Source organism: Pseudomonas syringae pv. coryli str. NCPPB 4273 (assembly GCF_000972175.1).
Classification (GTDB): Bacteria; Pseudomonadota; Gammaproteobacteria; order Pseudomonadales; family Pseudomonadaceae; genus Aquipseudomonas; species Aquipseudomonas syringae.
The window spans coordinates 211243-232506 of the sequence record NZ_AWQP01000037.1 but is presented as its reverse complement, the minus strand read 5'-3'; the positions used below and the strand labels follow the sequence as shown (position 1 = coordinate 232506).

Here is a 21264-nt window from a genome sequence, read left to right as displayed (position 1 = left end):
CCTCAATTAAACCAGGACGCCGGACTGGCGCATGGCCTGACGCAGCGGTTCATGACAGGCTTCGCTGAGCCAGGTAAGCGGCAGACGGATACCGTCTGGCATCAAACCCATTTCATGCAATGCCCACTTCACGGGGATAGGGTTGGATTCGATGAACAGGGTGTTGTTGAGCGGCATGAGCTTTTCGTGAATCGCCCGGGCCGTTTGCGCATCACCACGCATGGCCGCTGCGCACAGATCGCTCATGGCGCGCGGTGCAACGTTAGCGGTTACGGAAATATTTCCCTTGCCGCCCAGCAGCATCAATTCGACTGCTGTAGCGTCGTCGCCGGAGTACACCAGAAAATCGCTGCTGACGCTGGCCAGGATGTCCTTGGCGCGTTGCAGGTTGCCGGTGGCTTCCTTGATACCAACGATGTTTTTTACCGTCGACAGACGCGCAACGGTCTCTGGCAGCATGTCGCAGGCCGTACGGCCCGGCACGTTGTAGAGGATCTGCGGGATGTCGACAGCATTGGCGATGTGGCTGAAATGCTGGAACAGGCCTTCCTGAGTCGGCTTGTTGTAGTAAGGCGTCACCAGCAGGCACGCGTCGGCACCCGCATTTTTGGCGTTGGTGGTCAGTTCGACGGCTTCACGCGTCGAATTGGCGCCTGTACCGGCGATAACCGGAATGCGACCTGCAACCTGAGTGACCACCCGGCGGATGACTTCGATGTGTTCGTTCACATCCAGCGTCGCCGACTCACCGGTGGTGCCTACGGCAACAATGGCGTGGGTGCCCTCTTGCAAGTGGAAGTCAACCAGTTTGCTCAGGCTGTCCCAGTCCAGACGACCTTGTGCATCCATTGGTGTGACCAGTGCCACCATACTGCCCGCAATCATGCAACCGCTCCTGCCGGAAAAAGAGAGCCGTAATGGTACTGGCGCTATCAGCCTTGTACAAGCGAAGTACCGCGCTCTGAGCATTCCCCTGAGCGATGGTTTTCGCTACCCTTCGTCCTTTGATCGGTACTGGTCACCTGCGCACCTCGCTCAATCGGTCGAATTTGTCGCCAGAAGCCCCGCCCCAGCGCACTCCAGCCCAGTCATGGTATATCCATACAGGCCAGGCGCCGAGGGACCCGGCAAGTAATCTTGCGCCATCGATTGTCGAAACAGCCCCGCAAGTCCGAAAAAGTACCGACCGCTCATCGTCTAGGAATGCTGCATGTCGTCCACCCCCACAGTTCGCGAACAATTCCTTGTCATCAGTGCCCTTGGCGCAAACCCCATGGAGCTGACCAACGTCCTGTGCCGCGCCAGCCATGAAAACCGCTGCTCGGTCGTCACCTCGCGCCTCACCCGCCACGGCGAGTGCAGTGCGCTGATTCTTCAGGTGTCGGGCAGCTGGGACGCTCTGGCGCGCCTTGAAACCGGCCTGGCGAGTCTCTCCAAGAAGCATGCGTTCACGACCAGCGTCGTGCGCAGCGCCACTCTGGAGAACCGTCCGGAAGCCCTGCCCTACGTGGCCTACGTCAGCTCGGCGTACCGCCCGGACATCATCAATGAGCTGTGCCAGTTCTTCATCGACCACAACGTCGAGCTGGAGAACCTGATCTGCGACACCTATCAGGCTCCGCAGACCGGCGGCACCATGCTCAATGCCACGTTTACGGTGACACTGCCTGCCGGGACACAGATCAGCTGGTTGCGTGATCAATTCCTCGATTTCGCCGACGCGTTGAATCTGGACGCACTGATCGAACCCTGGCGTCCACAAGCCCCAATGTAAGGAGTCCTCATGACTGTCACAGTAGATCATCCGGTTCCCGATTTTCAGGCACCCGCTACCAGCGGACAGACTGTCGAACTGTCTGCGCTCAAGGGTCAGCAGGTGGTGATTTATTTTTACCCGAAAGACAACACGCCCGGCTGCACCACCCAGGGCCAGGACTTTCGTGACCATATCGCGCAGTTTCAGGCAGCCAACACGGTTGTCCTCGGTGTTTCCCGCGACAGCCTGAAGACCCACGAAAACTTCAAGGCCAAGCAGTCTTTCCCGTTCGAGCTGATTTCGGACAAGGACGAAGCGGTCTGTCAGCTGTTCGACGTTATCAAGCTCAAGAAGCTCTACGGCAAGGAATACCTGGGCGTCGACCGCAGCACCTTCCTGATCGACAAGGAAGGCGTACTGCGTCAGGAATGGCACGGTGTGAAAGTGCCGGGCCATGTGGCTGAAGTATTGGCGCAGGCAGAAGCCCTGAACAAAGGCTGATCCGCGTGCCCCGCTGCGGCGCGCAAGGTGCCGCAGCGATTCAGCGCTGCGGCTGTGACTATCGCGTCAAAGCAGCGGAGCTACCGTCGGCTCATTGCGTGGCCAGGCGTCGAGCACGGCCTTGAACAGCGTGGCCAGCGGAATCGCAAAGAAGATCCCCCAGAACCCCCACAGTCCCCCGAACAGCAGCACGGCGCAGATGATTGCGACCGGGTGCAGATTGACGGCCTCGGAAAACAGCAGCGGCACCAGTACGTTGCCATCCAGCGCCTGAATGATGCCGTGAGCGATCATCAGGTAGATGAACTGATCGCCCCAGCCCCACTGGAACAGACCGATCAATGCCACTGGCACGGTGACCACCACTGCGCCGACATAAGGAACGACCACCGATATGCCGACCAGCATTGCCAGCAGCGCCGCGTAATTGAGCCCGAGCGCGGCGAAAGCGATGTAGGTCACGCCGCCACAGATGAAAATCTCGATGACCTTGCCGCGAATGTAATTGGCAATCTGGCGCTTCATCTCATCCGCCACCCGGTTGATCAAGGCACGCTCACGGGGCAGATAGCCACGCGCCCAGCGGCCGATCATGTGCCGATCCTTGAGGAAGAAGAACACCAGAATCGGCACCAGCACCAGATAGATCATCAGGTTGACCAGCAAAGGCAGACTGGAGATCGAGAACGTCAGCGCCAACTGACCGATCTTGCCCACCTCACCACGGGCGACTTCAATGGCCAGCAGCACTTGCTCGTCGGACACCAGATGCGGATAACGCTCGGGCAGCAGCAACAGCACAGACTGCCATTTGGCGAGCATGCCCGGGGCTTCGTTGAACAAGGTGATCAACTGGTGCCAGAGCAGTGGCACCAATACCAGCAGGAACACCAGCAATACGCCGATGAACAGGGTAAACACCAGACCGACGGCGGCCATTTCAGGCATGCGCAGGCGCTCCAGGGCACTGACCAGGCCGTGCATCAGAAATGCCAGCACCAGACCGGCGATGACCGGCGCCAGCATGCCGCCCAGCGTCAGAACAAGGGTGAACGCCAGAAACAGCAAAACGGCCAGGACCACCGCCTCCTCGTCAGAGAAGTAGCGTTGCACCCAATTGCGAAGCACATTGAACATCAAACATCCTTTTCGGAAAAAAACGCTGCAGTGGGTCAGGCCTTGCGCAGCCAGTAACGATAAATGCCAGCATCGACCTCTTCATGCAGCAACTGGTGCCCGGCAAGCCTGGCGAAAGTTCGAAAATCGCGCTGCGAACCGGCATCGGTGGCAATCACTTTCAGCACCGCGCCGCTGGCCAGGCGGTTGAGCTCCATCTTGGCCTTCAGCAGGGGCAGCGGACAGTTGAGACCACTGGCATCCAGTTCAGCGTCACAGGCCTCGGGGCGCACTACAGCGTCAGACATCGTTTATCTCCAGGCGGACACATCGGATTACAAAGCAGGTCCGAAAAGGCAGTACGAACAAGGCGGCAAGAATACCTCACTCTGGTCAGCACGCCATCGAGCCAGCTACAGTACAGGTTCTTCTGACCAGAGCTTCGTGCATGAATTTTTTGCGTCCTACACTGCTCACCCTCGCCTGCCTGTTCGCTACACACGGCATGGCGGATGACCTCCCCTCGCTTGGTGACGCCAGCTCCTCGATTGTCTCCCCAGAACAGGAGCACCGTCTGGGCCGTGCGTGGCTGGGGTTGCTGCGCGGCCAGGTGGCGCAGCTGTCGGACCCGCAACTCAAGGACTACGTCGAAACTTCGGTCTACAGCCTTGCCGAGACCAGTCAGGTTCAGGACCGGCGGCTTGAATTCATCCTGATCAACAGCCCGCAACTCAACGCCTTTGCCGCACCCGGCGGCATCATCGGCGTCAACGGCGGCCTGTTTCTCAACGCGCAGACCGAGGGCGAGTACGCTTCGGTACTGGCTCACGAGCTGGCTCACTTGTCGCAGCGCCACTTCGCCAGAGGCATAGAAGCGCAGCAACGCATGCAGGTGCCAGTCATGGCCGCGATGCTGGCAGGTATCGTCATGGCAGCCGCAGGCGCCGGTGATGCGGGTATCGCCACCATCGCCGGCTCACAGGCTGCCGCGATCCAGGAACAACGGCGCTTTTCGCGCCAGAACGAGCAGGAGGCCGACCGCATCGGCATTCTCAACCTGGAGAAGGCCGGTTATGACCCGCGCAACATGCCGACCATGTTCGAACGCCTCATGCGCCAATATCGATTCGACGCCAGGCCTCCGGAGTTTTTGCTGACTCACCCGGTCAGCGAGTCGCGGATCGCCGATACACGCAACCGTGCCGAGCAGGCCAAACCGGGCGGCAAGGAAGACAGCCTGCTGTATCAACTGATGCGCGCCCGTGTGGCACTGATCTACGAAGAAACCCCAGGCATCGCCGCCAAGCGCTTCCGTGCGCAACTGGTTGAAAACCCGAAATCCGATCCGGCGCGCTATGGCCTGGCCATCGCGCAGATCAAGGGCGGACAACTGAACGAGGCCAGGGAAACCCTCAAGCCACTGCTCGAAAAAGCGCCGAACGACATTACCTATAACCTGATGCAGATCGACCTGGACATCACCAATAACCGGCTGGCCGATGCGCAGCAGCGTGTCGATCGCATGCTGACGCTGTACCCCGGCAATTATCCGCTCAATGACGTGCGTATCGACGTGCTGCTCAAGCAGAACCGCACCGCCGAAGCCGAGAAAAGCCTTGAAGCGCTGCTCAAGACCCGCCCGGATGATCCGGACATCTGGTACGTCGTGGCGGAAACCCGTGGCCTGAATGGCAACACCATCGGCCTGCATCAGGCGCGCGCTGAATACTTTGCGCTGGTCGGTGATTTCCGTCAGGCGATCCAGCAACTGGACTTCGCCAAACGCCGTGCGGCCAATAATTTTCAGCTGGCGTCACGTATCGATGCGCGGCAAAAGGATCTGATCGAGCAGGAGCGGATGGTCAAGGACATGATGAACTGATCGTCCGGCGTCGCAAGGCGCCCGATACGACCAGCAATGAAAAAGCCCGACACTTGAGTCGGGCTCTTTCATCATCGCTGTCAGGCGTTGCCTGCCTGTCGCAAGCGCGCTGCCTGGGTGAAGTCCAGCATGCGCTGCAATGGACGCACGGCATTGGGGATCAGCGCCGGGTCGACGACTATCTCGTTACTGCCCTCGCGCAGGCACTGCAAGGTGCGCTCAAGCGTATTCATCGCCATCCACGGGCAATGTGCACAGCTCCGGCACGCCGCGCCGTTGCCGGCCGTAGGCGCCTCGATGAAGACCTTGTCCGGGCACAGCTGCTGCATCTTGTAGAAGATGCCCCGGTCAGTGGCGACGATGAACGTCTTGTTGGGCAAGCGTTGCGCTGCGGCAATCATCTGGCTGGTGGAGCCGACCACGTCAGCCAACTCGATGACCGCTTCCGGCGACTCGGGGTGAACCAGAATCGCCGCCTCGGGATACAGGGCTTTCATGTCTTCGAGCTGCTTGGATTTGAACTCTTCGTGGACGATGCAGGCACCGTCCCACAGCAGCATGTCGGCACCGGTCTCACGCTGGATGTATCGGCCCAGGTGCTTGTCTGGCGCCCAGATGATTTTCTCACCGTTATCCATCAGGCTTTCGACGATCTCCAGCGCGCAGCCAGAGGTCACCACCCAGTCCGCACGGGCTTTGACGGCTGCCGAGGTGTTGGCATACACCACCACCGTACGTTCCGGGTGCTGGTCGCAAAAAGCGGAAAACTCGTCGACCGGGCACCCCACATCGAGCGAGCAGGTGGCTTCGAGCGTCGGCATGAACACGCGTTTTTCAGGATTGAGGATCTTCGCGGTTTCGCCCATGAAACGTACACCCGCCACCAGCACAGTGCTGGCCGCGTGGTTATTGCTGAAGCGCGCCATTTCCAGAGAGTCGGCCACGCAGCCACCGGTTTCCTCGGCCAGCGCCTGGATAACCGGATCACAGTAATAGTGAGCGACCAGCACGGCGTCCTGCTTCTTGAGTTCCTCAGCAATGTCGGCACGGTAACGCGCCTGCTCTGCCGGGCTCAACGTCCTGGGCTGTTTGGCATCAAGATGCGCCTGCACCAGGAAACGTTCGGAGATCTGTGTCATGTTCACGGGACCTGAAAGCGCCAGTGCGCGAAAGGCAAGTTTACACCCGAAATACAGGCAATAAAAAAAGCCTGACAGAGGCTGCGCCATCTGCACCAAGGCTTATGGCTGATATCCGGTGGATATCGGCCAGACTTCTTAAGGCGCGCCGATTCTAGCGCCAAAAAACTGATTTAACAGCTGTTTCTGGCTCAGCAGGCAGCGATGAGAAGCGTTCCTGAAAACCCGCTTGCCGAGGGCACGGAAAGCCAGGCTGTCGACCTCGACGTCGGCAAGGCGCTACAGCCTTGCATGCCGACCCCACCGCCTCAATCATGCGTTGCCTTGGATCGGCGACGCACATACCGGACCAACGCCGCAAGGCTCACCAGTGCTACCACCGCGAGGAAGATCGGCAGTCGATAGGGCTTCAGGTCGCCGAATAGATGCTGTAACGCTTCCCCCGCCCAATAGCCGGCGCAGACGAACAGGGTCGCCCAGACTGCCGCACTCAGCACATTGATCAGCGCGAAACGCCACGGTGACAAGCCACTTGCACCTATCACCATGGGCCCCACCAGGCGCATGCCGTAGAGAAAGCGAACAGCGAATACCGAGGTCGTGGGGTAACGCTGGATAAGACCCTCGACCCGCTTGATGGCAGATTGGTGACGCTTGAGCTTGGGCAGCAGACGCTCCCCGGAATAACGTCCGGTCCAGAATAGCAACTGATCGCCGAGCATACCGCCCAACGTGGCCAAGCCGATCACTTGCAGCAACTGCAGAGCACCTTGGTGCGCCGCCATACCGCCGAGGATCAACACTGTTTCGCCTTCCAGCAAACAGCCCAGGAAAATCACCCAATAACCGTAGGCGGCGATCAGCGCGTTAAGGTCGAGATGTTCGAACATGGTCTTTCCTGTACGTCTGACATCACTTGAATCCAGGCTGAAATGCCAGCGTCGTCACTTTCTTCCCACCAGGTACCGTACGCCATGTTCACCAAAGACTTCCGAATGGGGTTGGTTACATTCCAGGTGAAAAATATCTCCTGAGTTGTAGGTGAAATCGCCATCGGATTTATGAATGACCAAACTACCGTGCAGAATCAGCGCCATCGCCTCGAAGTTATGGGCGTGCGAATCGAGCGTACCAAACGCTTCGCGCTCAACTTCAACAACGGTGCCGAACCCTTCGGCAGCAAGCAGTTGCAAAAAAGCCTCTTTTTCCATTTCCACTTTTCCTGAATCTTTTGATGGGGGTGGTGAACCCAATTGGCACCCGGAATGGCGGCGCCGTGACCACCCACTGCGACAATGAATACAGCCTCGCAACATTCAAAAACGCCGTTCCTATAGATCACCCCTTGAGAGCAACATTCAATAAGTTTTCCAGCGCTTGGAACGCGTGCCTAAGATCAGCCCAACCTTCCCTGTCGCTGGGGTAATCCGCCGGTAATTAGTCTTTGCCGCCAGGCTAATCCCCTCGTGCTGCATTGCTGAGTTTTTGCAGATCGAGAATTGTGACGGCACCGTATCGAACGACCAACAGGCCTTCGGTTTCCCACATTTTCAGCTGGCGGTTGACGCTCTGACGAGAAACACCCAGTTGTTGGGCGATATTTTCCTGGCTTATCTTCAGGTAGGCCGCTTCTTCGATACCTGGACGTTTGACCAAGGCAATGAGTCGGTTAGCCAATCTGACAGGCAGAGGATTCAGGATCGTGTTCCCGGCCCATTCGAGCGCCATTCGAAATCTGCCACAGACCAAACGAGTAATGGCTAGCAGAACATCCGGTCGGTGCTCAATGATTTGCCAGAATGCGTTTGCCGGAAGAACTGCAATACGCGCTTGCGACGCGGCTCGAACGTCATACGTCCTGGGTAAGCCATCTAAAAGTGGCACTTCTCCGAACCAATCTCCGGACACCAATTGAGTAAGAAAGAGTTGGCGTCCATTAGCGCCCAGGCTACTCACTCGCAAAGTGCCTTGAATCAGACGAAACATTCCCAGTGGTTCAGAGCCTTGAGGGAAGACTGCCTCTGACTTTACCAACGTCCTGACCCGCGAGGCCTCAAGCAAAATCGCGTCCACATCCGGGGGGAGGGAAAAGGATGAGGGAATAGCTTTAGCAGACAACTCAGACATTGCCAAAACCCGACAATCTTGGTTTGAAGGCTCGGATAGTATCAGACGCATCTGGCCTGTAGACGACAGGCATACCTGAATCAGGAACGTAGAATGTACGTAGGTCACTTCGCCATAGGCCTGGCAATCAAGGCACGCTATCCAAGGATCCCCGCGCTCCCCATCATGATGGGAGTCGGCTTCCTGGATCTGCTGGATGGGATATTCATCATTCTTGGCTTCAACACCGTCACCCCGAATTTAAACAGCGGGCCGTATATGTTCTTTGATCTGACCTTTATCGACTGGGATCACTCATTGCTTGCCGCTGTGTTCTGGTCAGTGCTTTGGGGACTGCTTTTCGTAAAGCATCGACCAGTAGCCATTGTGGCAGCGTTGGCAGCTTTCTCTCACTTCATCGCCGACTGGCCGATGCACAACAGCGATCTGGCACTTTATCCCCGCGCAGTTGAGCATCACGGTTATGGCCTATGGGGCAAGCTGGGGACTGCCTCCTGGATTCTCGAAGGCGCTTTTTCAGCCGTGCTGGCAGCCTATGCATGGCGGCTAAGCAGGCAACGTGGCGTGAGTTTGACTTGGCCTTGTGTGGTGCTGCTTGTCTTGTTCTTGCAGCTATCCCCGTTCGCTTCGCCCATGAAGTTTGTTGCCACTCTCGATGAACCTCTGACGCATATACTTCACGGGGTTCTGGTCTCGTCAGGCTTCCTGATTCCAGGACTGCTGATGTCATGGTTGTTGAATAGAAGTGAGCGTTTACGAGGACAGCGGGGGCAATGAAGCGGTCGTTGGGTCATTGAATTTGAGGCCTGACCCAAGCTGCAAACGCATTGGGCCAGACCTTCAAGCTAGACTTTAAATCGGTTGGTCATCTCCTGCAGCCTGGCGCTGACTCTGGCCAATTCAACGCTTGATGTCGCTGTCTCTTCACTGGCGGAAGCCGTTTGGTCTGAAATGTCCCTGACATTTGTGACGCCCCTGCCTATTTCTTCACCTACGTTAGTTTGCTGCTCAGTAGCAACGGCGATCTGTTCGTTCATCACCTCAATCTCATGAACAGATGCGGTAATACTCTGCAGCACCTCACTGGCTTGCGTGGACAGTTCGACACTGCTGTCCGTCAGTGCCAGATTTTGCTCTAGAACCTGGCCCATATGATCGGTACTGGTTTGCAGTTCGTTTATAAGCAGCGCGATCTCGTCTGTCGACGTGCGGGTGCGCACGGCCAAGCCTCTTACCTCGTCCGCGACGACAGCGAAACCACGTCCTGCCTCCCCGGCACGCGCAGCTTCAATGGCCGCGTTCAACGCCAGAAGGTTCGTCTGATCAGCCACCGTCTTTATTACATCCAGTACGCCACCGATGCTCTGAGTATTCCCTCTAAGCGCCGCCATCGCCGTCCTGGTCATGTTCATCTCACGCGCCAGGGTCTCTATCTGGGAACGAGTCCTGTCAACGACTTGCCCACCTTTTTGGGCCAACTGACTGGCGATTTGCGCAGTATTTACGGCTTGAGCTGCATTACGAGATACCTCATGAGTCGTGGCTGTCATCTGCTGCATCGCAGTGGCAATCTGCTCAGTCTCCAGTTTCTGCGCGTTCACGCCCGCACTGGTCTGCTCCGTTACGGCTGAAAGCTGCTCTGCCGCGCTTGCTACCTGCACGATTCCGTCTTTCATTTCCCCGATCAAGCTTCGAAGCCCGGACGTCATGCGCAACATGCTGCCCTGCAACGCGCCAAGTTCATCGTTTCGAGTCACTTCTGTTCTGTACGTAAAGTCTCCCTCTGCAACGACTTCAACGATTTCAACAGTCTCTTTGAGAGGATGAACAATTGATCGGGTGATCAACCAGGCAGCAAGAACACCCAACAGGGCAGAGAGGGCCAGCCAGAGCAAAATCTTCTCCTGTGCTTTCTCTGCATCGGAGGCACGAAGCTCGTTCTGGATAGCGGTCATCTTGTCCGTAATGCCAAGAATGGTAGCGATCGACGTTGTGATACCGCCTTGAGCCTCATCAACTTTGGCTTGAGCGGCGACTAATGTTTCCAGTTGCCCGCTATAGGTGGCCATTCCTGCCGCCAACGCTTGAACGTCAGCACTGGGCAAACGGGTATTTTTGAGCGTGTCGATACTGGCCACGACCTGCGCTATCGCCTGACGAACAGTGTCTTCCCCGCTTTTACTCGGGGATGCCGTATAAGAGCGAAACGCGGTACGCATCTTCTGGACCGAGATAAACAGTGCCGGCAGTTTCTGACGATCCGCTGCGTTCCCGCTCTCGTCGTTGGCAGCGTCTGCGATCTTCAGCAATAAACCGTTAATCGTTTCGCCGGAGGCGCCGGCCAGCGTCCGTAACTGCTCACGCTCTCGAGTAGCCTCGACTGACCGAGTGTAAAACCCACGGTAAAGCTGCATCGTTGTCTGGGCTTCTTTGAGCAGCGCGATGTTATTGGCTGTTTTGAAACGTGGCGAGATACTCACCAACTGGCGCTCCGTTCGCTCGAGTGCCTCCAGCCATTTTGAAGCCTGTGCATCATCCGCCTTTAAAAAATACACCAAACGCTCGATACGCATGTCTCGTGCGATTGAACTGAACTGAGCAATGTCTCCAGACAAATCAGCTCGACGCTTCAATGTATCGGTGGCGTCCTTTCCCGTGTAAGCCATTAAGAGAATCATCAAAATCAACAGTCCGAAACCTACCAGTAGCTTCGCCCGAACCGTTATATTACTTAACACACCTGATGTTGCGCTGGACATATATCTTTACTCATTGATTTTTTTGAAAACAAAAGTCTGCCGGACAGGTAGCTGAACATAAGGTCCAATACGCATCAGGATGAATCGATAATGTAAATCCTGCTGACACCCTCGATAAAAAGGGTCACGTCACAGATCTGAACTCACTGCGGCGTCATCCGGAGGGCCATTGAAGTACTTGAGTAAATACTCGAACTGTAGGTGCGTTCTGGACAAAGCGGTGCCGAGGCAGGATAAACCTGTTCATAATCGAGGATCTCGAGCTAAAGCTGAAAGGCCGATCCATGGCAATGAGCCATTATGTCGTCACTCTTTTCATTTCCTATAATTTTTTTGACGTATGTCGACGAACGGACGAATAAAATTCGCCTCGGCATATGCGCAGCAATACCGAAAAACCACAGTTCATGATAATGAGTTAAAAAGAGAGACAGCGAATAATTAACTTCGTTATCGAATAGACCCCTGCATTATTTGCCCTCTCTGGCGCACCGATTTTTAAAAAAATCTAATGGACGCTGTTGTTATTGGACACGCGCACAGTTGTGGTGCCTGCCCGAAGGGTCAACGTCAACCAGCTTGAATCCATCTTGATCACCGCAGGTGGGGCAGTGAACGTCGTTGGCAATGTGAGTGCCTCGGGATCTGCCATAGCCCAAGGCACTGGGAGTGCGTCGGGGACCGTCACGGCCCGGAGCAACGTTATCGCTGCTGGCGATGTATACGCACAGTCGGCGAATGCCTCGGCCAGTCTCTCGGCCGCAGCTGCCCGACTATCAGGGAACACTCCGGCCAACGGTCCAGCAGCACTCCAGGAGTCGTGGTCGGCCAGAACGATTAAGCCACCATTTTCTGTTACCCGTTCTGACCAGGCTCATAGCAGTCATTGAGGACGTAGAGTGAACGTTTACTGGTTACTCTGGAGTGGATGGGGTGATCGATGCTGGGCGAAATTACGCGTTCTTCGCTTCCCCTCCTCCCGGTCTTATTTCAGAGATGATCAATTTGACTGGAGGATCGCTGGCCATCGGCACGGCGTCATCTGGCAACCTATCATCCCGTCATCAGGCAACGTGGGAGTCGCACTGCCAGCGACATTACCCATCGGCGCAGCCGTGGCTTGCCAATGAGCCCAATAGCGGATCGTCTCAGACGCATGCAGAGTGGACTTAAGTACCAGACGCTGCGAGCGCTGCTCCAGTTCTCGCAACGCAGCTCCGGCTCTATAGGGGGAACTAAACCCCCAGCTTTGAACTCAGCCCAGAACTATAAATCCCGGTTTGTGTCGAGAGATTGCGCATCTGCGACAAGGATTGCTTTTTCTCGGCTTGTTGACAAACCAACCTCCCAGTGACTTCGACCCGATCATGCAGCCAACTGAGCGGCGTTGGGATGGGACACGAGCGTTATAGCTTGAAGTGCGCGATAAGTTTATTAAATGATGTAGCCAACCTAGAAAGCTCCAAACTCGAAGCACTGGTTTGATTAGCACCGGCTGCCGTCTGCACTGATAAGTCTTGGATGTTAACCAGATTGCGGTCGATCTCCCTGGCAACTTGCGCCTGCTCTTCCGCTGCGCTGGCGATTACCAGGTTCTGCTCATTGATTCTGTGTACTCCCTCGCTGATTCGCTGCAGTGCTATGCCGGCTTCTGTCGCTAGGGACTGAGTGCTCAAAGCAAGACTGCGGCTCTTTCCCATAGCTGTCACAGCTTCATCGGCACCATCACGTACCCGGCTGATCATGAGCTCAATTTCACCCGTTGACGCCTGGGTTCGATGGGCGAGTGCACGGACTTCATCAGCGACAACTGCAAAGCCCCTACCTTGCTCGCCAGCACGTGCAGCTTCGATCGCAGCGTTCAGTGCAAGAAGATTGGTTTGCTCAGCGATCCCACGGATCACGTCTAAGACCTTGGTGATGTCGTGTATCTGGGACGCTAAAGTCTCTACAAGCTTAGTGGAGTCAGTGATTACGACCGTCACATTATCAATCCCCGTGACTGCTTGTTGTACCTGCTGCTGGCCTTTGAGAGCATCGTCAGCCGTCTGACTTGAAATCATGGAGGTGCTCACGGCGTTGCGGGCTACCTCTTCAACTGCGGCACTCATTTCAGTCACTGCCGTTGCCGCTTGTTGAATCTCACCATTTTGCGTCACCAAGCCCCGGGTGCTATCGTCTGTAACCGAAGTCAATTCCTCTGCAGCAGATGCCAGTTGTCCCGCTGCATCAGCTATCTGGCGAACCGTACCGACAAGATTTTCCTGCATAAGGGACAGCGATTGCAGAAGTTGACCGGTTTCATCCGTACCGCTAAATTCAATGGCTTGCGTCAGATCACCTTTAGATACGCGACTTGCACCGGCCACGGATCTGTATATTGGGCCCGTGATTTTGTTTGTCATAAAGACGCCCATGATGACGGCTAGGATAATTGCTATCAGGCATCCTATGGAAAGAGTCCAAGTGAGTTGTGTGTAAACTTCCCTGACCTCATCCCTGGCTTGATCAACTTGGCGATTATTAGATGCGAGTATGACATCCATATCCCCCTTAACCTTTGAGAATTCAGGTTGTACTCTAGTTACCGCGATCCTAAGAGCTCCTTCGATATCTTTATTAGCAAGGGCTGCAAATCCAGCTTCGATAGCTCCGGTGTAAGCAGGCCAGTCACGATCGAAGCTAGCTGCAGCGACTTGCTCATCTTGCTGCATTGGTGTGGCCCGATATTGCTTGAAAGAACTTTCGGCTAGCGCCTTGCTATCCCGATACTCTTCAAGGAGCTCGTTCATTGCGTCAGCGGTGGAGCCCGCCGAGGACAGAGCAATGGCTTTGTAGAAATCGCGGTTGGTAGCGATAGTGCGTCCATACGTGGTCTGCACCCATCCTACGGAAATCACTATGTTACCCACAATATTTTCAACCTGAGCATTCAGCTTCGTGAGGCCCGTCTGACCTAAAGCACCAACTGCGATTGTAATCATGGAACACATGCCGAAAGCTGCGAATAATTTGGTTCTGATTTTAATATTATCAAATAGTGACACTTAAAGACACCCCATTTATAGATGTGATAGCGCTGTGATTAACAGCGGTGATTGGCGCATGTTCATTCAGCAGCAAAATCTATTGCCTGGACCGGATAGACGTGAGCATATAGAATTGCAGCTTTATAAGTAGACCAAGATCCGCGGCGACCTGCTGGTTAGCAATATATAGATATGTGCCTTGCTGATGATCCAACCTTTCTTGTGGGACAGTTAAGTTTAAGGCAGCATTGCCGTACTTGATCAGGAGTTCTAAGCTTTGAGCTAAAACGGCCTCGATACGTATTATTTCTTTGAGCAACAGGTGCAGATCTCGTCTCGCGATATTCTGCATTAATTCATGGCTGACAACATTATCAGTACCGAGATCATTGGGAATGCTTGATAGCGCCGCTTTTATCCCATGAATAGAACTCTCCACATTCTCCACTGCAGTGACTGACGAGGTTACATATATAGAGAACTCTTTAGAAAACTCAATCAGGCTCTCAACTCTAGTTTCGTTATTCGACAACAAGGTCATGTAGCGCGTCCAAAATATGTTTATCAATAGTTATCTTGCATGGTTACAACCATCAGATATAAAGCGAGATTTCAGCTGGGTAGGATTTTTTTTGATGAGTTCCGAGAGTGGTGGGAGGAAGTGTCTAGCACTCGTTAGAGGGCCTGGGATAGAGACAGATTAGCTCAGTACGAAGATTTATAATGTACGCAACAACGAATTTTTATGCGTTTTTTTAAATAATGCGCTTTCGTTAAAAAAAACAAATAATTCAGCTGCTCAGCGGAAATTCTTATTCCAGATCTCGTCAGTGAAACCAGAGCCTGGATCCATGAAGGCCATGGGTAATGATAATCGCTTGAATTTAGGTATTTTAAGGATCGGTGACCAAAGCACGAATGAGCAGGCCGCGTTGAAGATGGCAGTATCAAAGCACACTCAAAAACGTGATCAAGCCAATGAGATTATTAGATAGGATCCAATAGACACTCGATTGAAAAGCGGTTTGTCAATAATTTGAAACATATTTAATGGCACTTCGACATCTTTGTATTGACAATGCATTGCAGTCACCGTTAAGTATTGGCACCTGACTGTTGAGTAATTGAATATGAACAATGCGACGTTCTCAGCATGCCGACTGTCTACAGAGGACGCGGCCAGTGAATTCTTCAGCAGGTTTCGTTGTAATATTAACGTAGTCGGCGTTGCCAAAAAATTCGACTACTCAACGCAGATGTGCAAAATAGGAAACACAAGCGTCAATCGCTCCACAAGTGCAACGGGCTGGGCATTTGAACAAAAACCAGAATTCGAGGGCCTTCTTTTTACAGTAACGGATTCAGGACGTTTGACATGGGAAACCCCGAAAAACAAATATGAATCTAAGTTGAGTTCTGTTTTTGTCATAGACCAAAAAGATCTGATTCTCTCTAAATTCTCGCCGCACGCCAATTATATTAGTGTGTTTGTTCAGCATGAGGATTTTTTTCAATGTTTGAGATCACTTATAGACGTCCCTCCTAAAGCAAAAATTCATTTCAAAAATTCTTGCACTGATGCTTGGGCCGGTAGATTTTTGGCCAACATTGCGGACACGGCACTTTCTCTATCAGGGCATCATTCTATCGCTGATGGCCCATTCCTTCGTCATCTAAAAGAGTCGTTACTCACGTTCGCGATCTATAATCTCGAAAACAATTACTCCCAATTAGTGAGATCACCAGAGACTGCAATCATACCGACACCTCACTCCATTAAAAGCACCATGGAGTACATCGATACACACTACTCGGAAGCGCTAACGAGTGCTGATCTCGCGCTGCAGGCTAATGTAAGTATCCGAGGACTGCAAATAGGCTTCAAAAAATATAAAAATACGACGATAAATAATTACATCCGCGAGGTGAGGCTTATCAACGCTCGCAAAATGATTTTCGATGACAGTCTCTACTGGTCACTTAAACAGATAGCTTATGCGTGCGGATTCTCAAACTATTATTTGTTTTGCAAGTATTATTTAATGAGATTCTCTGAACACCCGCAGGACTCCGTCAAGCGGCAGCGACCACCAAGCACGTAGAAATGGGTTTCAAAAAGTTTAAGATCATGCTAGCGGATATAAACTCTTGAACTATGAGCGCGCGCCCGTGCAGCTATTTCTGCTTTATAAGTGGGTGAATCTTCAGCCCTGTTCATTCGCTGATCATAGATCTTGGTGATGCTGATGTTGGCATGACCCAGCCACCCTTGGACCTTGGCGATGTCGGCCTTATGCTCCAGGCGTCGGTGGCTGCGGTTGCTTTGAGTCTATGGATGATCAACCCGTCGACGTGGTTCTGCGAAGCACTGGCCCACTTCATTACCGCGCCATTGCCGGTAATCCCCGTACCCAACGTTCTCCTGCGCAGCGAGCGGAAGAGCGCACCCGGCATCTGTGCTCGATCACCATCACGCACCTGTTATACGTAAATCCGTTTAACAGCGATTGGGTGCAGTGGCAGGTAGCGAATCGTCCCGCCTTGCCGTGGACCCGCAGGTGCTTCACACCACGGTGCTACTGGAGGTCGACGGTCTGCAGCAGACTCAATTCTTCACGATGCAGTCTGGTGGGGCAGCACCGCCAGTATCGCCCGGTCGCTTAGGCCCTAGAGCGATTCACCATCCGGTACGGCGAACACCGTCGCCCAACTGGGGTCTTGCCATCCTTGGTTTCAATGAGTGACGTGGCCACCCCATGCATCGGGTTGCCCCCCGGCCAGTGCATTTTTGTCCAGGAGGTAATGAAGGAGGCAGGCCAGTGCCGCCAGTTAGCGCTGCATCGTCACCCCTGACAGAGTGCGCCGCTCCGGCTGGCGCGTCAGACAAAAACGTGCGCCCGGTTTACTACGCGAAACTCCTCAGCACCGGCCATGCCAACAAAGCCGCAAAAGTCCCGCAGATCGGCCTGGTACCCACGGCGTGGGTTGCAGATATTGGCTAACCACTCGACGGCTGCCGACACTGCAGCAATGCGTTGATGCGACGCTCACTGGCGCCATCGGCCATTACCAGCTCGCTCATGCGCTGCGCTCCCGGCCAGGCTCGACGGATGCTTCCAGTGTGCGGATTGCGCGGACTTCGGTACCAGGTTTACCAGCGCTGCTGCTCCAGCGCCAGCTGGTCATCGCCACGCACGCCCTGCTCGATGCGCGCACCCGCTGCGCTCAAGCGCACGGGTGCCCTCTCCCATAATCCATGCGAGGACGCATATTGCTCGATCGGCACGATAGTTATCCGGTGCGTGTGCCATAGGTTCCAGAGCGTGGCCAGGCCAATGCGTTGGTCCTGCAGATCGTTACTGACCTCGACGCTGACCGCGAGGGCGAGATGATCGACTATTGTGGGTACCGGGGACCGATTCAAAGGCTCTGGCTGTCAGCGCTCAACGAAGCACCTATTCGCCAGGCACTAAACAGCGTCAAACAAGGCTCTGAAACCTACACGTTGTATCTTTCCGCGCTCGCTCCAGAGCGGACTGGCTTATTGGTATGAAGTTTTCGCGGCTATTTACCCTGCTCGGCCGACAGGCCGGGTATACCGGTGTGCTCTCCGTCGGCCGCGTTCAAACACCACCCCTTCGGATGGTGGTTGACCGCGACCGGGAGTTCTCAAACTTCGTACCCAAACCGTACTGGAGTGTCGAGGTTCAGCTCTGGACTGCAGGACAATCGTTCTTGGCGAAATGGGTCGCCGATGAGTACGTGGTAGATGAGGAAGGCCGTTGCCTTAATCAAGCTGCTGCAACTGCCGCACTGGCCGCGCTGAAAAGTAGCCAGGCTGCCGCAACTGTTCATTTTGATACAAAGCGTAGCAAGGATCCAGCTCCGCTCCCGTTCGATCTGAGCACCCTGCAGGAGGTGCGCTCTGCAACGTTTGGGAAGGGTGTCATTTCTATAGTTTTTTGGCGCATGTCGACGACGGATAAATCAAATCCGTCTCTGCACACGCACAGCAATACCGAAATCCACAGCTCATAATAATAAGTTAAAAATAGTGACAGCGAATAATTAACTTTATTATCAAACAAACCGTTTGCATTATTTGCCATCGCTGGCGCACTCATTTTGAAAAGACGTAACGAACGCTGCTGTCGTTTGGCACGCTCGCCGTTGGCTTTGGCAAGACTATCAGCGCCCACGACACCAAAGCTCGGGCATTGAGTTTGATATCGGAGGGATCAGAAACGGCAATTGACATCGCCGCTTGCCGGCGCATGTTTCGCGACAGGTGGCTGCGTTTCTTAACGGGTCTCACGCTTGAACGGCCTTACCTGCCTTCCGCTTCGAAAGACCTGTCAGGCGCTTTACAGATCGCTGCATCAACCCCATGACGGAAACCCAGAGCAGCTAGCCGACCATGACAATCCGCAACGCAAAAAAAAACCTGGAAATCCGCATTTTCATGGGCCTTCCAGATTTTCGAAATGGTGGGTCGTGTGGGATTCGAACCTACGACCAATTGGTTAAAAGCCAACTGCTCTACCAACTGAGCTAACGACCCTCTGTTGTGTGGCGCGTATATTACTGATTTTTATCAGTAATTCAACACCTTTTTTAAAAAATTTTAAAAATAACGAGTCGGGTCTGCGATACCGGCAGCAGTAAAGCCCTCTGCGCGCAAGCGGCAGCTGTCGCATTTGCCACAGGCACGGCCCTGGTCGTCAGCCTGGTAGCAGGAAACCGTCAGCGAGTAATCGACTCCCAACGCAGCGCCTGCCTTGACGATGTCCGACTTGCTCAGATTCTGCAGCGGCGCCCTGATGGTGAAGCCCTGCCCTTCCACACCGGCTTTGGTCGCAAGATTGGCCATGCGCTCGAATGACTCGACAAACTCGGGGCGGCAATCCGGGTAGCCCGAGTAATCCACGGCATTGACGCCAATGAAGATATCCCGCGCCCCCAGGACCTCTGCCCAGCCCAGGGCGAGCGAGAGGAAGACGGTGTTGCGTGCCGGTACGTATGTAACCGGAATGCCTTCAGAAGGCGACTCAGGCACGGCAATGGAGCTGTCGGTCAATGCCGAGCCGCCAATACCGTTGAGGTTGAGGCCGATGACCTTGTGCTCCACGGCGCCGAGATCACCAGCAACGCGTGCAGCGGCATCCAGCTCGGCGCGATGACGCTGGCCATAATCGAAGCTCATCGTGTAACAGACGTAACCCTCGGCGCGTGCCATGGCTACGACGGTCGCAGAGTCCAGGCCACCAGACAGGAGGATCACGGCTCTTTTTTCAGTCTTGGTCAATTCACTCATATCAGCGCCCCGGCTCGTCATCCCAAAGAATTTTATGCAACTGCATCTGCAGGCGTACCGGCAGGTTGTCAGCCACGATCCAGTCCGCCAGATCACGGCCCTTGAGCTCGTGATGACTGGCCGAGAACAGAACTTCGCCCGCACGACGATCAAGACCGTACTGAATCAGCTTGGAAACGGCCCAGTCGTAATCTTCACGCGAGCAGATCACGAATTTGACCTGATCGTTGGCCGTCAGCAGCTCCATGTTCTCGTAGCGGTTACGCGAGACTTCTTTTGACCCTGGGGTCTTGAGGTCGACTACGCGACTGACACGAGGGTCCACCGCCGAGATATCCAAAGCACCACTGGTTTCCAGAGACACTTCATAGCCCGCGTCGCAAAGACGCTTCAGCAATGGAATGGCATTGGGCTGGGCGAGCGGCTCGCCGCCGGTGACGCAGACGTACCGAGGGCGATAGGAAGCCACTTGCCCAAGAATGTCGTCCAGCGTCTGAATAGTGCCGCCGCTGAACGCGTAGGCACTGTCGCAGTACTGACAGCGCAACGGGCAGCCGGTAAGGCGAACAAATACGGTGGGCAGGCCAGCCGTACGGGTTTCACCCTGCAACGAGTGAAAGATTTCGGTGATGCGTAATGTGTCTTGCATATCAGCCACGGGCGTAACAGCTAAACAGGCCGTCCGCCTCCGTCAGGCACTTCAAGGGACTCGGCAACCGCGGAATCCAGAAAAGCGTAAGGTGTACCGGAATTTCGGGTGCGAGATTCTAACGAAAAAAGCCGCGACTAGCGCGGCTTTCTTGATCAGCGGGTCAGAACATCAAAGGCGCTGGAGATCTCGTTGCGCCAATTGTGCAGCTGAAGTGCCCGGATACTGGGCAACGACCTGCTGCAATATGCCTTTTACCTTATCGGTATGACCCAGACGGCGTTCGACATCAGCCAGCTTGTACAGCGAATCAGGCACCTTGGCATGCTTCGGATACTGCTGACTGACTTTGGCGAACGCCTGACCAGCGCCCTGAAGGTCGCCTTTGGCCAGGTTTACTTCACCCAGCCAGTATTGGGCGTTGCCCGCATACGAGCTGTTCGGGTATTTGCGCAGGAAAGCGGTGAAGGCCTGACTGGCCTTGTCGAAATCCTTTGCCTTGATCAAATCGAAGGCTGCTTCGTAATAAAGCTTTTCCTTCGCCGGATCAGGAGGCTCAGTGCCTGCTGCCGGTGCCTGCTGAGCCGCTGAGGCCGAAGGCGTCCCGCCGGCGTCGATAGCGCCACCAGCAGGTTGGGAATTATTGGTAGCCGGAGCGGCTGCGCCACTGGCTATACGTTGATCGAGTTCCTGATAACGCTCCAGAGCTTCCTGCTTCATGCGCTGGATGTCATTTTGCTGGACCTCGACAACACCGCGCAAACGCGCGATTTCGTCCTGCATTTGCTGCAGCTGCATGAACAGCTGACCTTGTGCCGAGGCAGGGGCCGTAACCCCTCCCCCGGCATAGGCGCCGGACGTGCCATAACCCGCTGGCGGATAACTGCTGCTGCCAGAGCCAGAATTGTTATCGACCACAGGTGCCGCACCCAACGCTGAAAGCGGAAGGGCGAGGGCCAAAACGGTTAGAGCACGTCGGCACGTTCGCATGT

Annotated in this window: 19 protein-coding genes, 1 tRNA gene and 6 pseudogenes; 8 read left to right on the top strand and 18 right to left on the bottom strand. The window is 54.8% G+C overall.

From position 1 onward, the window contains the following. Positions 1-6 precede the first annotated feature (6 nt). Positions 7-885: a 4-hydroxy-tetrahydrodipicolinate synthase gene (gene dapA / locus P406_RS16545; RefSeq protein WP_003317384.1), complete on the bottom strand. Its 879-nt coding sequence runs from the start codon at positions 883-885 to the stop codon at positions 7-9. 325 nt (positions 886-1210) lie between these two features. Here dapA and P406_RS16540 point away from each other — a divergent pair, with 325 nt between their 5' ends. Continuing rightward, entirely contained in the window at positions 1211-1774 is a 564-nt protein-coding gene (locus tag P406_RS16540; RefSeq protein ID WP_003368263.1) for a glycine cleavage system transcriptional repressor, read from the top strand. 9 nt (positions 1775-1783) lie between these two features. Continuing rightward, positions 1784-2257, top strand: coding sequence for a peroxiredoxin (locus P406_RS16535; RefSeq protein WP_046236753.1), 474 nt, complete (start codon positions 1784-1786; stop codon positions 2255-2257). Positions 2258-2323: 66 nt separating this feature from the next. On the opposite strand, the gene P406_RS16530 is transcribed toward P406_RS16535, so the two are convergent. Both P406_RS16530 and P406_RS16525 read right to left on the bottom strand, forming a co-directional pair. Then, positions 2324-3394, bottom strand: coding sequence for an AI-2E family transporter (locus tag P406_RS16530; protein ID WP_003409439.1), 1071 nt, complete (start codon positions 3392-3394; stop codon positions 2324-2326). Positions 3395-3429: 35 nt separating this feature from the next. Continuing rightward, positions 3430-3681 carry a sulfurtransferase TusA family protein gene (locus P406_RS16525; RefSeq protein ID WP_046236752.1) on the bottom strand — a complete coding sequence of 84 codons (252 nt, stop codon included), beginning with the start codon at positions 3679-3681 and terminating at the stop codon, positions 3430-3432. A 140-nt stretch (positions 3682-3821) separates the two neighbouring features. Here P406_RS16525 and P406_RS16520 point away from each other — a divergent pair, with 140 nt between their 5' ends. After that, the gene (locus tag P406_RS16520) at positions 3822-5255 is read left to right on the top strand and encodes a M48 family metalloprotease (protein ID WP_046236751.1); all 1434 of its coding nucleotides are present in this window, start codon (positions 3822-3824) and stop codon (positions 5253-5255) included. Between the two features lie 80 nt (positions 5256-5335). Here P406_RS16520 and nadA read toward each other — a convergent pair whose 3' ends face one another. From nadA to P406_RS27940, 4 genes are all read right to left on the bottom strand, one after another. Continuing rightward, entirely contained in the window at positions 5336-6394 is a 1059-nt protein-coding gene (gene nadA, locus P406_RS16515) for a quinolinate synthase NadA (protein ID WP_046236775.1), read from the bottom strand. 308 nt (positions 6395-6702) lie between these two features. After that, positions 6703-7284 (bottom strand): DedA family protein, encoded by a 582-nt coding sequence (locus P406_RS16510; RefSeq protein WP_046236750.1) that lies wholly within the window; start codon positions 7282-7284, stop codon positions 6703-6705. 54 nt (positions 7285-7338) lie between these two features. Continuing rightward, a complete protein-coding gene (locus P406_RS16505; RefSeq protein ID WP_046236749.1) occupies positions 7339-7605 on the bottom strand; it encodes a cupin domain-containing protein in 267 nt (88 codons plus the stop codon). A 244-nt stretch (positions 7606-7849) separates the two neighbouring features. Next, on the bottom strand, positions 7850-8521 hold the full coding sequence (locus P406_RS27940; RefSeq protein WP_046236748.1) for a Crp/Fnr family transcriptional regulator: 672 nt from the start codon (positions 8519-8521) through the stop codon (positions 7850-7852). 93 nt (positions 8522-8614) lie between these two features. Between P406_RS27940 and P406_RS16495 the strand changes: the two genes are divergently transcribed. Continuing rightward, on the top strand, positions 8615-9298 hold the full coding sequence (locus tag P406_RS16495; protein WP_046236747.1) for a hypothetical protein: 684 nt from the start codon (positions 8615-8617) through the stop codon (positions 9296-9298). Positions 9299-9366: 68 nt separating this feature from the next. Here the strand turns inward: P406_RS16495 and P406_RS30310 are convergent, their stop codons facing one another. Then, positions 9367-10197: a methyl-accepting chemotaxis protein gene (locus P406_RS30310; RefSeq protein ID WP_370737606.1), complete on the bottom strand. Its 831-nt coding sequence runs from the start codon at positions 10195-10197 to the stop codon at positions 9367-9369. A gap of 27 nt (positions 10198-10224) precedes the next feature. Further along, positions 10225-11187, bottom strand: a pseudogene (locus P406_RS30305) (methyl-accepting chemotaxis protein); the annotation flags it as partial. A gap of 698 nt (positions 11188-11885) precedes the next feature. On the opposite strand from P406_RS30305, the pseudogene P406_RS30300 reads away from it, so the two are divergent. Next, positions 11886-12080: pseudogene (locus P406_RS30300) on the top strand (shufflon system plasmid conjugative transfer pilus tip adhesin PilV); the annotation flags it as partial. A 106-nt stretch (positions 12081-12186) separates the two neighbouring features. Next, positions 12187-12410 (top strand): annotated as a pseudogene (gene pilM / locus P406_RS28965) (type IV pilus biogenesis protein PilM); the annotation flags it as partial. A 276-nt stretch (positions 12411-12686) separates the two neighbouring features. On the opposite strand, the gene P406_RS30295 reads toward pilM, so the two are convergent. From P406_RS30295 to P406_RS16480, 3 genes and pseudogenes are all read right to left on the bottom strand, one after another. Further along, entirely contained in the window at positions 12687-13550 is an 864-nt protein-coding gene (locus P406_RS30295) for a methyl-accepting chemotaxis protein (protein WP_370737605.1), read from the bottom strand. Beyond that, a pseudogene (locus P406_RS30290) lies at positions 13545-14327 on the bottom strand (MCP four helix bundle domain-containing protein); the annotation flags it as partial. The gene P406_RS30295 and the pseudogene P406_RS30290, both read right to left, overlap by 6 nt. Positions 14328-14406: 79 nt before the next feature. Then, the gene (locus P406_RS16480) at positions 14407-14850 is read right to left on the bottom strand and encodes a hypothetical protein (RefSeq protein ID WP_054992179.1); all 444 of its coding nucleotides are present in this window, start codon (positions 14848-14850) and stop codon (positions 14407-14409) included. Between the two features lie 589 nt (positions 14851-15439). Here P406_RS16480 and P406_RS16475 point away from each other — a divergent pair. Then, positions 15440-16411, top strand: a complete 972-nt coding sequence (locus P406_RS16475) for a helix-turn-helix domain-containing protein (protein WP_046236743.1) — start codon at positions 15440-15442, stop codon at positions 16409-16411. A 29-nt stretch (positions 16412-16440) separates the two neighbouring features. Here P406_RS16475 and P406_RS29860 read toward each other — a convergent pair. Next, a pseudogene (locus P406_RS29860) lies at positions 16441-17391 on the bottom strand (tyrosine-type recombinase/integrase). A 69-nt stretch (positions 17392-17460) separates the two neighbouring features. Then, positions 17461-17733 carry a hypothetical protein gene (locus tag P406_RS28960; protein ID WP_144431096.1) on the bottom strand — a complete coding sequence of 91 codons (273 nt, stop codon included), beginning with the start codon at positions 17731-17733 and terminating at the stop codon, positions 17461-17463. Here P406_RS28960 and P406_RS16465 point away from each other — a divergent pair. Next, a pseudogene (locus P406_RS16465) lies at positions 17671-18257 on the top strand (DNA topoisomerase); the annotation flags it as partial. The gene P406_RS28960 and the pseudogene P406_RS16465 overlap by 63 nt on opposite strands. A 537-nt stretch (positions 18258-18794) precedes the next feature. Here the strand turns inward: P406_RS16465 and P406_RS16460 are convergent. The 4 genes from P406_RS16460 to ybgF form a co-directional block, all read right to left on the bottom strand. Continuing rightward, positions 18795-18870, bottom strand: a tRNA-Lys gene (locus P406_RS16460). A 63-nt stretch (positions 18871-18933) separates the two neighbouring features. After that, positions 18934-19623 carry a 7-cyano-7-deazaguanine synthase QueC gene (gene queC / locus P406_RS16455; protein ID WP_003314372.1) on the bottom strand — a complete coding sequence of 230 codons (690 nt, stop codon included), beginning with the start codon at positions 19621-19623 and terminating at the stop codon, positions 18934-18936. Between the two features lies 1 nt (position 19624). Further along, entirely contained in the window at positions 19625-20272 is a 648-nt protein-coding gene (queE, locus tag P406_RS16450) for a 7-carboxy-7-deazaguanine synthase QueE (protein ID WP_003390957.1), read from the bottom strand. Positions 20273-20443: 171 nt separating this feature from the next. Continuing rightward, positions 20444-21262, bottom strand: coding sequence for a tol-pal system protein YbgF (ybgF, locus tag P406_RS16445; protein ID WP_004418664.1), 819 nt, complete (start codon positions 21260-21262; stop codon positions 20444-20446). Positions 21263-21264 lie beyond the last annotated feature (2 nt).